Annotated in this window: 8 protein-coding genes; 7 read left to right on the forward strand and 1 reads right to left on the reverse strand. The window is 61.7% G+C overall.

Annotated elements, in window-relative coordinates:
- Nucleotides 1-32: 32 nt before the first annotated feature.
- The 7 genes from SPHINGO391_RS24960 to SPHINGO391_RS24990 all read left to right on the forward strand — a co-directional run bounded on the left by SPHINGO391_RS24960 (nt 33) and on the right by SPHINGO391_RS24990 (nt 10,057).
- Nucleotides 33-1,307, forward strand: a complete 1,275-nt coding sequence (locus tag SPHINGO391_RS24960; protein ID WP_152011388.1) for an aspartate kinase — start codon at nt 33-35, stop codon at nt 1,305-1,307.
- A gap of 94 nt (nt 1,308-1,401) precedes the next feature.
- On the forward strand, nt 1,402-3,663 hold the full coding sequence (ptsP, locus tag SPHINGO391_RS24965; protein ID WP_152011389.1) for a phosphoenolpyruvate--protein phosphotransferase: 2,262 nt from the start codon (nt 1,402-1,404) through the stop codon (nt 3,661-3,663).
- Nucleotides 3,664-3,671: 8 nt separating this feature from the next.
- Entirely contained in the window at nt 3,672-4,757 is a 1,086-nt protein-coding gene (gene prfA, locus SPHINGO391_RS24970) for a peptide chain release factor 1 (RefSeq protein ID WP_152011390.1), read from the forward strand.
- On the forward strand, nt 4,744-5,655 hold the full coding sequence (gene prmC / locus SPHINGO391_RS24975) for a peptide chain release factor N(5)-glutamine methyltransferase (RefSeq protein WP_244615361.1): 912 nt from the start codon (nt 4,744-4,746) through the stop codon (nt 5,653-5,655). Before prfA ends, prmC begins: the two co-directional genes overlap by 14 nt.
- A 291-nt stretch (nt 5,656-5,946) precedes the next feature.
- Nucleotides 5,947-6,681 carry a DUF4167 domain-containing protein gene (locus SPHINGO391_RS24980; RefSeq protein ID WP_152011391.1) on the forward strand — a complete coding sequence of 245 codons (735 nt, stop codon included), beginning with the start codon at nt 5,947-5,949 and terminating at the stop codon, nt 6,679-6,681.
- Between the two features lie 192 nt (nt 6,682-6,873).
- Nucleotides 6,874-9,501 carry an ATP-dependent chaperone ClpB gene (gene clpB / locus SPHINGO391_RS24985; RefSeq protein ID WP_152011392.1) on the forward strand — a complete coding sequence of 876 codons (2,628 nt, stop codon included), beginning with the start codon at nt 6,874-6,876 and terminating at the stop codon, nt 9,499-9,501.
- A 61-nt stretch (nt 9,502-9,562) separates the two neighbouring features.
- Nucleotides 9,563-10,057: an MmcQ/YjbR family DNA-binding protein gene (locus SPHINGO391_RS24990; RefSeq protein WP_343200354.1), complete on the forward strand. Its 495-nt coding sequence runs from the start codon at nt 9,563-9,565 to the stop codon at nt 10,055-10,057.
- Here SPHINGO391_RS24990 and SPHINGO391_RS24995 read toward each other — a convergent pair.
- Complete coding sequence (locus SPHINGO391_RS24995; RefSeq protein ID WP_152011393.1) at nt 10,005-11,954, reverse strand: M23 family metallopeptidase; 1,950 nt, start codon at nt 11,952-11,954, stop codon at nt 10,005-10,007. The two genes, SPHINGO391_RS24990 and SPHINGO391_RS24995, sit on opposite strands and share 53 nt — an antisense overlap.
- Between the last annotated feature and the right edge of the window lie 209 nt (nt 11,955-12,163).

The following is a 12,163-nucleotide window of genomic DNA, read 5'->3' on the forward strand; positions in this document are numbered from 1 at the left end:
CCGTTAGCGGGTTCGTCAGCGGATAAATCAACATGGCCCGCATAGTGATGAAATTTGGCGGCACCTCGGTTGCCGACCTGGACCGGATCCGCAACGTCGCCCGGCACGTCAAGCGTGAAGTCGACGCCGGGCACGAGGTCGCCGTGGTGGTGTCGGCAATGGCCGGCAAGACCAACGAACTGGTCAACTGGGTGCAGCAGATGCCGAAGGTCGCCGGTGCGAGCGCCTCTTTCTATGACGCCCGCGAGTATGACGCGATCGTTGCCTCGGGCGAACAGGTGACCAGCGGGCTGCTGGCAATCGCGCTGCAATCGATGGGCGTGGACGCCCGGTCCTGGCAGGGCTGGCAGATTCCGGTGAAGACAGACAATGCCCACGCGGCGGCACGGATCGTCGACATCGACGGGTCCGAACTGATCCGCCGCTTCGAAATCGGCCAGGTGGCGGTGGTTGCCGGTTTCCAGGGGGTGGGGCCCGACAACCGGCTGGCGACGCTTGGCCGTGGCGGATCTGACACCAGCGCGGTGGCGATTGCCGCCGCGGTGAAGGCAGACCGGTGTGACATCTATACCGATGTCGATGGTGTCTACACCACCGATCCGCGGATCGAGCCCAAGGCACGGCGGATGAAGAAGATCGCCTTCGAGGAGATGCTGGAAATGGCATCACTCGGAGCCAAGGTGCTGCAGGTCCGGTCGGTCGAGCTGGCCATGGTGCACAAGGTCAGAACCTTCGTGCGCTCCAGTTTCGAAGACCCAGACGCCCCAGGAATGGGCGATCTGCTCAACCCGCCCGGAACTCTCATTTGCGACGAGGAAGAAATCGTGGAACAGGAAGTCGTTACCGGCATTGCCTACGCCAAGGACGAGGCGCAGATTTCCCTGAGGCGGCTGGCTGACCGGCCCGGGGTTTCGGCGGCAATTTTCGGCCCGCTCGCCGATGCCCACATCAATGTCGACATGATCGTGCAGAACATCTCCGAAGATGGGTCGCGAACCGACATGACCTTCACAGTGCCTTCGAGCGATGCGGAAAAGGCGCTGGCGGTGCTTGCCGGTCAGAAAGAGCTGGTCGGCTACGATGTGGTGCAGAGCGAATCAGGCCTGGCCAAGGTTTCAGTCATCGGTATCGGCATGCGCAGCCATGCCGGGGTGGCGGCGAGCGCGTTCAAGGCGCTTGCAGAGAAGTCGATCAATATCAAGGCAATAACCACTTCCGAGATCAAGATCTCGATCCTGATTGACGGCGCCTACGCCGAACTCGCGGTAAGGACTTTGCATTCCGTCTACGGTCTGGATAAGACTTAGCCAACGGGATCAAGACAAGCCGGCACAAGCCGAACTCTGTAAGCCGGCCGGGAGTGTCCCGGGCGGACAACACGAATTGGGAGAATGAAGCGCGATGAGAGACCTTTCCGCAGGTCCGCGCGTCCTTCTCAGGCGGCTGCGCGAGTTGATGGCGGAGCCCCTTGAGCCGCAGGAACGCCTTGACCAGATTGTCCGCCAGATTGCGGCGAACATGGTCGCTGAAGTGTGCTCATTCTATGTGCTGCGTGCCGATGGTGCCCTGGAACTGTTCGCCACGGAAGGCCTGAACAAGGATTCGGTCCACCTGGCGCAACTGAAAATGGGTCAGGGCCTGGTCGGCACCATTGCGGCAAGCGCGCGTTCGCTCAATCTTTCGGACGCCCAATCCCACCCCGCCTTTACCTATCTGCCGGAAACAGGCGAGGAGATCTACAACTCCTTCCTCGGCGTGCCGATCCTCAGGGCCGGCCGGTCGCTGGGGGTTCTCGTCGTCCAGAACAAGGCGCACAGGAAGTACCGCGAGGACGAAGTCGAAGCGCTCGAAACCACCTCGATGGTATTGGCCGAGATGATCGCCACGGGCGAACTCAAGCAGATCACCCGGCCCGGTCTCGAGCTGGACCTGAACCGTCCGGTGACAATCGAGGGTGATGCCTATGGTGATGGTATTGGCCTTGGCCATGTCATCCTGCATGAGCCGCGGATCGTGGTCACCGAACTGCTCAACGATGACAGCGAATCCGAACTCAAGCGGCTCGAAGAGGCGCTCGGATCCCTCAGGATCTCGATCGATGACATGCTGTCGCGGCGCGACGTTTCGATGGAGGGTGAGCATCGGGCGGTTCTGGAGGCCTACCGGATGTTTGCCCATGATCGCGGCTGGGTGCGCAAGCTCGAGGAAGCGATCCGCAACGGACTGACCTGCGAGGCGGCGGTGGAGAAGGTGCAAAGCGACACCCGCGCCCGCATGATCCACATGACCGATTCCTATCTGCGCGAGCGGTTGCACGATTTCGACGACCTCGCCAATCGCCTGCTCAGACAGCTGACGGGATTTGTTCCGGGCAGCAAGGGTTTGCCACAGGATGCGATCATCGTGGCACGCGCCATGGGGGCTGCGGAACTGCTTGATTATCCGCGTGAGGCTATCCGCGGTCTCGTGCTTGAAGAAGGGGCGGTTACCAGCCATGTGGTGATTGTTGCCCGCGCCATGGGCATTCCGGTGGTGGGCCAGGTGCCCGGCATTGCCTCGCTGGCGGAAAACCGAGATTCGATCATCGTCGATGGCGAGGATGGCATTGTTCACCTGCGTCCGATTACCGATGTGCAGAATGCCTATGCCGACAAGGTGAGGTTCCGGGCGAAGCGGCAGGAACAGTACCAGGCACTGCGAACGGTCGAGCCGCGGACCCGGGACGGGCAGTATGTGACGCTTCAGATGAACGCGGGGCTTCTGGTCGACCTTCCGCAGTTGAGCGAATCCGGGGCCAGCGGGATAGGCCTGTTCAGGACGGAGCTGCAGTTCATGATCGCCTCGACCATGCCCAAGGTCGACGAGCAGGAAAATCTCTATCGCAGCGTGCTGCGGCAGGCGGGAGGCAGGCCGGTCACCTTCCGGACTCTGGATATCGGCGGCGACAAGGTGGTGCCGTATTTCCGCTCCGCCGAAGAGGAGAATCCGGCGCTTGGCTGGCGCGCCGTCCGGCTTTCGCTGGACCGTCCGGGATTGCTGCGCACGCAGCTCAGAGCATTGCTGAAGGCAGCAGCCGGCGCCGAACTGAAGCTGATGCTGCCGATGATCACCGAGGTCAATGAGCTTCGCCTGGCGCGCGAACTGCTCAACAAGGAAGTCCGGCATCTTTCCCGGTTCGGCTACCAGTTGCCGCGCAGCCTGCAGTTTGGCGCCATGCTGGAAGTGCCAAGCCTGCTCTGGCAGCTCGATGAGTTGATGGAAGAAGTCGACTTCGTCTCCGTCGGCTCCAACGACCTGTTCCAGTTCGTCATGGCGGTCGACCGGGGTAATTCCCGCGTGGCAGATCGTTTCGATACGCTGGGGCGGCCATTCCTGCGTGTGCTGCGCCAGATCGTCGAAGCTGCCAACCGAACCAACACGTCGTTGACCCTTTGTGGTGAGATTGCCGGAAAATCGCTCTCGGCGATGGCGTTGCTCGGGATCGGTTTCCGCAACATCTCGATGTCCCCGGCTGCGATCGGGCCGGTAAAGTCGATGTTGCTGTCGTTGGATCTGGGCAAGCTTGAGGAAGCCCTGCTGCCGGTCATTGCCGATACGCGAAGTGAAAAAACCGTTCGCGAGTTCCTGATGGACTTTGCCGACGCCAATGGTGTGAGCCTCTAGGATCAAGCATGGCACGATTGCCGACCCAGAAAATCCGCGAACTGGAGCGCCGTTTCGACGAGGTCGAGGCGCGTATGTCGGCCGGCCCCGATCCGGACGTCTATGTGAAGCTGGCCTCGGAGTACTCCGAATTGCAGCCGCTGGTGGCCGAGATAAGGGCGCTTTCGAAAGCCGAGGCCGAGCGCGCCGACCTCACGGCAATGCTGGCAGACAGCTCGACCGACCGCGAAATGCGGGAGATGGCCGAGGACGAACTGAAGGCGCTTAAGGGCAGGATCGAGAAGCTTGAACAGCAGATCGAGATCATGCTGCTGCCCAAGGACGCCGCCGACCAGCGCAGTGCCATTGTCGAAATCCGCGCCGGAACCGGCGGCTCGGAAGCGGCGCTGTTCGCTGGTGATCTTTTCCGCATGTATGAACGCTATGCCTCCTCCCAGGGATGGCGTGTCGAGGTGTTGTCGGCAAGCGAGGGCGAAGCCGGCGGCTACAAGGAAATCATTGCCACCGTGTCGGGCAAGGGCGTGTTTGCGCGGCTCAAGTTCGAATCCGGTGTTCACCGGGTGCAGCGGGTCCCCGAAACCGAATCCGGCGGCCGCATCCACACCTCGGCGGCAACCGTTGCGGTGCTGCCCGAAGCGGAGGACATTGACATCGAAGTCCGTGCGGAGGATATCCGTATCGACACGATGCGGGCGTCGGGCGCGGGCGGCCAGCACGTCAACACCACCGATTCGGCGGTGCGTATCACCCATCTGCCAACCGGGCTTGTGGTCACCTCGTCGGAAAAGTCTCAGCACCAGAACCGCGCGCGCGCGATGCAGGTCTTGCGCGCCCGGCTTTACGACATGGAGCGGCAGCGGGCCGACGACGAGCGCTCCCAGTCACGGCGCAGCCAGGTCGGCTCGGGCGACCGGTCCGAACGGATCCGGACCTACAATTTTCCGCAGGGCAGGGTGACCGACCACCGGATCAACCTGACGCTCTACAAGCTCGACCGGATGATGATGGGTGAGATCGACGAGGTCGTCGATGCCCTGATCTCGGATCATCAGGCCGGCCAGCTGGCCACACTTGGCGACAATGGCAAGGCCTGACCTGGCTGATGCCGCCACGCTTGGCGAGGCTTGGCTGATGCTGCGCAGCGCGTTCCGATCCGCAGACCTCGAAACCGCGGATCTCGATGCCCGGTTGCTTACGGCCAAGCTGGCGGGGGTCGAGCCGCATCAACTGGTGACAGGCGGCGATGCGCCGCTTGGAGAGACGGTGCGTGGCCGTCTGGCCAAAGCCCTGGATGACAGGCTTGCAGGCATGCCGGTGCACCGCATCCTGGGTTTCCGGGAGTTCTACGGTCTCTCGCTCGGGCTTTCGGCCGCGACGCTGGAGCCGAGGCCCGACACCGAAACGCTGATCGATGCCGTGCTGCCGCTGGTCCGGGAAAAAGCAGCGGCAACGGGCTCCTGCTCGATAGCTGACCTGGGGATCGGAACCGGCGCAATTGGGCTGGCGCTGCTTTCGGAATGCCCGCAAGCAACCTGCCTCGGCGTCGATGTTTCTGCAGATGCAGTGAAGACGGCGCTCGAGAATGCACGTCAGCTTGGGCTTTCGATGCGTTACCGGGCTATCGAGGGTAACTGGCTGTCGGGCATAGATGCACAGTTTGACCTGATTGTTTCCAACCCGCCCTATATTCCGACCGCTGATCTGTCTGGCCTCTCGAGGGAGGTGACTGAACACGACCCGGTACAAGCGCTCGATGGCGGGACCGACGGGCTTGACGCCTACCGGGCGATTGCCTCGCAGGCAGGCGATCGGCTTGTTCGAGGAGGGTATCTCGCTGTCGAGTTCGGGATAGGCCAGGGGGCCTCCGTGTCGATGATTTTTGCCGCGCACGGTTTTGCCGAAGCCGGGATGTTTCGCGATCTCGGAGGTGTTGAAAGGGTCCTCTTGTTCACGATGCAAGGTGAACCAAAACCCGTGACCAGGGACTTTTGAGCGTCGTTTCAAGAAAAGGCTTGGAATTACAGGCAAACATGGCTAGTTTCCCGATCAGCGCCGGATAGCAAGTCTTGAAACAGATTCGATCCGATGTGGCTCGGCTCTAGGAACCCGCCAAATTTTTGGCCGCTGGTTCGCAGGAAAGCCTCTGGCGCGGGTATCTGAATTTGAACCCATAACGGTGACGGGATCAGTGGATGATCCTATGTCGCGGCGCAACCTGCGAGCCAGACGCTCTGGCCAAAGCGCCCAACAGATTTTTCAGGAAAACAACCAGGTGACTATCGAATGAGGCCAGGACAGCAAAACAAGCGCGGTCGCGGACGCAGCGGAAGCAATAATAACGGTGGGGGCAACCGCAAAGGCCAGAACCCGCTGTCGCGCTCCTACGACAGCTCCGGTCCCGATGTGAAGATCCGCGGAACCGCCCAGCACGTGGCGGAGAAGTACATGAACCTTGCGCGGGATGCGCAGAGTTCGGGCGATCGCGTGATGGCAGAGAACTATCTGCAGCATGCCGAGCACTACAACCGGATCATCCTGACAGCGCAGGCGCAGATGCAGGAGCGCTTCCAGCGCGATGACAGCTCGTCACAAGCGCGCGAATCGCAGGATCAGGACGATGATGATCGCGATTCGGATGATGACAACGACACCAATGCACAGAACCAGCGTGGCGATCGGGGCGAGCAGCAGGACCGGTCCGAACGCCAGTCACGCCAGGACAGGTCTGAACGCCAGGAACGTGGCGACCGGACCGAGCGCCAGGATCGCGGCGAACGGCAAGAACGCAAGCCGCGCCAGGAACAGCAGCCCAAGCCCGTCTTCGATGCGGATGCACCACAGCCCGAGATAAGCGGCGTTCCGGCGGAAGTTGCGATCGGAGAAGACGCGTCCGTTGGGGAAGAAAGCCCGCGTCCGGCTCCCCGCCGCCGCGGCCGACCAAAGCGGGTTCGCTCCGATGAAAGCGCGGAAGCGGCCTCCGGTGCCGACAAGCAGACGGAGCCGGCTGCGGCCGAATAGGCGACGCTCTTTAACGAATGACTGAAAACCCCGGCTGGTCGCAGCCGGGGTTTTTATTGTTGAACAAGACCTTTTTCACGCAACTGTGAATACCCATATCTGGTTTATCTAATCGGGCTTGCCGCAATCGGGAGCTCATCCGGACCCGCTGTCCCGCGCCACAAATGGGTGGGACATGTAAAGGAGAAGACCATGAATATTGAAAAATACTCGGAACGCGTTCGCGGTTTCATCCAGTCAGCGCAATCCCATGCGCTTGCCGAAGGACATCAGCAGTTCATGCCTGAACACCTGCTCAAGGTGCTGATGGATGACGATCAGGGCATGGCCTCATCGCTGATCGAGCGCGCCGGCGGGCGCCCTGCAGATGTGCGGCTCGCCAATGACGCAGCAATTGCAAAACTGCCAAAGGTGACGGGGGGCAACGGTCAGCTTTACCTGTCTCAGCCGGTGGCCAAGGTATTCCAGTCCGCCGAGGAGGCTGCAAAGAAGGCCGGTGACAGCTTTGTCACGGTCGAGCGGCTGCTGCTGGCGCTGGTCATCGAGGCGTCGGCGGAAACCTCGAAGATCCTGAAGAATGCCGGTGTCACCGCGCAAGCCCTGAACCAGACCATCAACGACATCCGCAAGGGCCGTACCGCCGACAGCGCCGGCGCCGAGCAGGGTTTCGATGCGCTGAAGAAGTATGCCCGGGATCTGACCGAGGCGGCACGCGAAGGCAAGCTTGACCCGGTGATCGGCAGGGATGACGAAATCCGCCGCACCATTCAGGTGCTTTCCCGCCGGACGAAGAACAACCCGGTTCTGATTGGCGAACCCGGCGTCGGCAAGACCGCCATCGCGGAGGGCCTGGCACTCAGGATCGTCAATGGCGACGTCCCTGAATCGCTCAAGGACAAGCAGCTGATGGCGCTCGACATGGGCGCGCTGATTGCCGGGGCGAAGTATCGCGGCGAGTTCGAGGAGCGGCTCAAGGCCGTGCTGTCCGAAATCCAGGCCAACAATGGCGGGATTATCCTGTTCATCGACGAGATGCACACGCTGGTCGGCGCCGGCAAGGCCGACGGCGCCATGGATGCCTCCAACCTCTTGAAGCCGGCGCTGGCGCGCGGCGAGTTGCACTGCGTTGGCGCAACCACGCTCGATGAATACCGCAAGCATGTTGAAAAGGATGCGGCCCTGGCCCGTCGTTTCCAGCCGGTGATGGTGGAAGAACCCACGGTCGAGGATACAGTTTCGATCCTGCGCGGGCTCAAGGAAAAATACGAGCAGCATCACAAGGTGCGGATCAGCGATTCGGCGCTGGTTTCGGCTGCCGTCCTGTCCAATCGCTACATCACCGACCGGTTCCTGCCCGACAAGGCGATCGACCTGGTCGATGAGTCCGCGGCGCGGTTGAGAATGCAGGTCGATTCCAAGCCGGAAGAGCTCGATGAACTCGACCGCCGGATCATGCAGCTCAAGATCGAGCGCGAGGCACTCAAGAAAGAGACCGACCAGGCATCGAAGGACCGGCTCGAGCGGCTGGACAAGGAATTGTCGGACATCGAGGAAAAATCCGGTGCACTGACGGCACGCTGGCAGTCTGAGAAGCAGAAGCTCGGCCTGGCGGCTGATCTCAAGCTCAAGCTTGAAGCGGCGCGCAACGATCTTGCCATCGCCCAGCGCAGTGGCGAGTACCAGCGTGCCGGCGAACTTGCCTATGCCGAAATCCCGGCTCTCGAACGCCAGTTGCAAGAGGCCGAAGCCCATGGCGAAGCCGATGCGGCGGGCATGGTCGAAGAGACAGTGACGCCGGATCATATCGCTCACATCGTGTCGCGCTGGACCGGTATTCCGGTCGACCGGATGCTTGAAGGCGAGCGCGACAAGCTGCTCAGGATGGAGGACGAGATCGGCAAGCGCGTGGTCGGTCAGGGCGAAGCGGTGCAGGCGGTTTCCAAGGCTGTCCGCCGGGCCCGCGCCGGTCTTCAGGATCCGAACCGGCCGATGGGCTCGTTCATCTTCCTGGGCCCGACCGGCGTCGGCAAGACCGAACTGACCAAGGCACTGGCCGAGTTTCTCTTCGATGATGAAACCGCGCTGATCCGGATGGACATGTCGGAATACATGGAAAAACATTCGGTGGCCCGTCTGATCGGTGCTCCTCCGGGCTATGTCGGCTACGACGAGGGTGGTGCGCTGACGGAAGCCGTACGGCGCAGGCCCTATCAGGTGATCCTGTTCGACGAGATCGAGAAGGCGCACCCCGATGTCTTCAACGTGCTTCTGCAAGTGCTTGATGACGGCCGCCTGACCGACGGCCAGGGGCGTACTGTGGACTTCCGCAACACGCTGATCGTCATGACATCCAACCTTGGCTCGGAATATTTGGCGGCGCTGACCGACGATCAGGACGCGGATGCCGCTCGTGATGACGTGATGAACGTCGTGCGCGCGTCGTTCCGTCCAGAGTTCCTGAACCGGATAGACGAGATCATCCTGTTCCACCGCTTGCGCAGGTCGGAAATGGGCGCGATCGTCGATATCCAGCTCAAGCGGCTGGGCAAGCTGCTCGTTGACCGCAAGATCGATGTGGCGCTTGACGAGGAAGCCCGCGTCTGGCTCGCCGACAAGGGTTACGATCCCGCCTATGGCGCGCGTCCGCTCAAGCGGGTCGTGCAAAAATACGTGCAGGATCCGCTGGCCGAGAAAATCCTTCTCGGCGAGGTTGGCGAAGGTGCTCATGTCACCGTCAGCGCGGGTTCCGACCGGTTGGTGTTCTCTGTCTCGAACGAGACACCGGCCGAGGCCGAGGCTCCCCAGGGCGAGGCCGCCTAAGCTATGCAAATGCCGGAAAAGGCGGATCTTCGGGTCCGCCTTTTTGTTGAGGCAGGGATCGATGTTGCGGTCCAGCCAGTGGCGCATCGAGCAATGGAGCCTAGACCGCTTGGAGGAGGAAGCATCCAACCTGCATTCGTTCTGCATGTCCCTGTCCGGGGCAACACATGTGGTGCAATGGGGCGGCTCCGACGTCTACAAGGTCGGCGGCAAGGTCTTTGCCATTCTCATCAGGGATCCGGATGGCCAGATGCGGGTAACCTTCAAGGCCTCGCCTATGAGTTTCGAGATGCTGAAATCCGTCCCCGGAATGCGGCCTGCGCCCTATCTCGCGTCCCGCGGATTGAAATGGCTGCAAGGGCTTGATGAGTCGACGCTGGACAGGCAGGCATTGCGAGAACTACGTGCGCCGGTCCCATGCCATGGCGATGGATGGGTTGAGCAAGGCGAAACGGATGTCGTTTCAGTCCCCGCCCTCTGCCTGACGGGCGCATGGGCCGGACTCAGCGGCTGGCAAGTTCCTTGTTGGACATCTCGATGTCGAGCAGGGCATTGATCCGGTCACGTTCGCGGGCAAACATGGCATAGGCCTCCCCCTTGAGCGACTTGCCGTCGGGAAGACGGATCCGCATCGGGTCAACCTTGTTGCCATTGACGATCAGCTCGTAGTGGAGGTGGGGTCCGGTCGAAAGTCCGGTGGAGCCGACGGTGCCGATGACCTGGCCCTGACGCACGCGCGCGCCGGGAACCACGCCCTTGGCAATGCTGTTCTGGTGAGAATAGCTCGACTTGTAACCATTGGCGTGGCGGATGATCGTCTGCCGGCCATATCCGCCGGAATCCCAGCTCGCCTTCTCGACCACGCCATTGCCCGAGGCAATGATCGGTGTGCCCCTTGGCGCGGACCAGTCGACACCGGTATGCATGCGCGAGTATTTCAGGATGGGATGGCGGCGCATGCCGAAACCGGAACGGAACTTGCCGTTCGGCACCGGATTGCGGATCAGGAATTGCCGCGCGCTTCGGCCTTCCTCGTCATAGTAGTCAATGGAATTGTCTTCGGGGTGCTGGAAGCGGTAGAGCCGGATGGAGTTGCCGCCGAACCTGGCGTTGACGAAGAGCAACTCGGAATCTTCCGTCGCGATGCCGCTGTCGTCGGTGACAGAGAAGAACGCCTCGAGCGTATCGGAGGGGCGGAGTTGCGACTGGAAGTCGACATTGCTGGCCAGCATCTTGATGATCTGGCCGACCATGTCGGCAGACATGCCGTACAACAGGGCCGAGCGGTAGATGCCGTCATAGATGTTGGGCAGGTCGCGGGCGGTGGCAACCGGTGCCTGGGTTTCGTCGAAGGCCGAGCGGATTGCCGGTGTCGGCGGCGGCTCGTTGCCGATGACAAAGCCGTTGCTGTCTGAAAGCGCAACGGTGATCATGTGGCTCGAATACTGGTAGACGCTCATGCGGATGATCCGCGTGCTGTCGCCGGATTGTTCCATTCCGACACGGATGACGGCCCGCGTGGGAACCTCGTCGGTCTTGATCTGTTGCGCCAGCATGTCGAGTGCGGCCTGATACTGTTCCGCAGTGTAACCCGCGCCGTCGAGAATGTCGGAGAGCGCTGCTGCCTTGCGCACCGGGATGATGTCATCGACATAGTCCGTTCGCTGCTGGGCCTGCGGCGAGTAGGACGCGATAGAAACATTCTCGGCGATGACCCGGGCATTCAGGCTGGCACTGAAGTCGAGCTCGAGACGGTTGGACCCGAACCGGCGTGGATCGACATAGTTGAGCGATGCAAACTGCACGGAACCGTCGGTCAGCACCGACCCGTTGGTGCGGACCGTTTCCTCGGCTTCATCGAGCGACATGGAGGCCGCAAAGGGATGGCCGGGCGCTTCAAGCGGGAAATCGATGGTGCGCAGGCTGATTTCCGAATCGACTTCGGCACCGTAGATGACGCCGGTCCTTACGCTTGATGCAGCTTCCGCGTCGCCGGCCGAGAAGATCTTGAGCGGATTGAAGCGCGGATAGGACTTGGCCGTGGCGTTGGGATGGTTGGCGGCAAGTGCGATCTTGACGTGGGCGAAAGGTTGCCTGCGGACGACGTCACGGTCGCCGTCACGGACCATGGTGGAAACTTCCATGATGCTCTTGTCGGCCGGCTTGGCGGTGACCACGGAGGGAACCAGCCGGTCACCTTTCTCGACGACGCCAATGCCGCCTGAATTCAGGTCGGTCGAAGCCAGGGCCTCAGCGGGAATTGCCAGCTGCTCGCGCCCTTCCATGGCGCCGAACAGCGCCACGCCCATCAGCAGGCTGGAAGTGATGCCGGTCATGAAGGTGCCGGAGAGCCAACGCAACGAGATCTCGCGCTTGTCGGGCGGCTTGCGGCCACCGGCCAGCAGTGGCGGTTGATCGCCCATCTGCCGTGCGAGAAAGTCGTCGTTTGGCATTGGTCCTCCAAGTTCACAGTACCGTCCGGCCGCGCTTTCGGCACTGGACGGGAACGCCAGATGCAGATGTGCCCTGCACTCAGTCATCTGTCAAATCTGCGCCCGGTTCGAGTCCCGATTCGGCAGGAGCGAAGGCAAGTGCACAGCCAACTTGATCCGGCACAGATCTTCTAGTGCGAAATCCGGCGGCTGTAAGGCAAAATCGGGGA

The sequence above is a fragment of the Hoeflea sp. EC-HK425 genome, assembly GCF_902498795.1.
GTDB classification, from domain to species: Bacteria; Pseudomonadota; Alphaproteobacteria; order Rhizobiales; family Rhizobiaceae; genus Hoeflea; species Hoeflea alexandrii.

Excerpts from the sequence above, each read along its gene's own strand:
- SPHINGO391_RS24995 (WP_152011393.1), bottom strand. The coding sequence starts at position 11,954 with ATGCCAAACGACGACTTTCTCGCACGGCAGATGGGCGATCAACCGCCA.
- SPHINGO391_RS24960 (WP_152011388.1), top strand. The coding sequence starts at position 33 with ATGGCCCGCATAGTGATGAAATTTGGCGGCACCTCGGTTGCCGACCTG.
- prfA (WP_152011390.1), top strand. The coding sequence starts at position 3,672 with ATGGCACGATTGCCGACCCAGAAAATCCGCGAACTGGAGCGCCGTTTC.
- ptsP (WP_152011389.1), top strand. The coding sequence starts at position 1,402 with ATGAGAGACCTTTCCGCAGGTCCGCGCGTCCTTCTCAGGCGGCTGCGC.
- SPHINGO391_RS24990 (WP_343200354.1), top strand. The coding sequence starts at position 9,563 with ATGTTGCGGTCCAGCCAGTGGCGCATCGAGCAATGGAGCCTAGACCGC.
- SPHINGO391_RS24980 (WP_152011391.1), top strand. The coding sequence starts at position 5,947 with ATGAGGCCAGGACAGCAAAACAAGCGCGGTCGCGGACGCAGCGGAAGC.
- prmC (WP_244615361.1), top strand. The coding sequence starts at position 4,744 with ATGGCAAGGCCTGACCTGGCTGATGCCGCCACGCTTGGCGAGGCTTGG.
- clpB (WP_152011392.1), top strand. The coding sequence starts at position 6,874 with ATGAATATTGAAAAATACTCGGAACGCGTTCGCGGTTTCATCCAGTCA.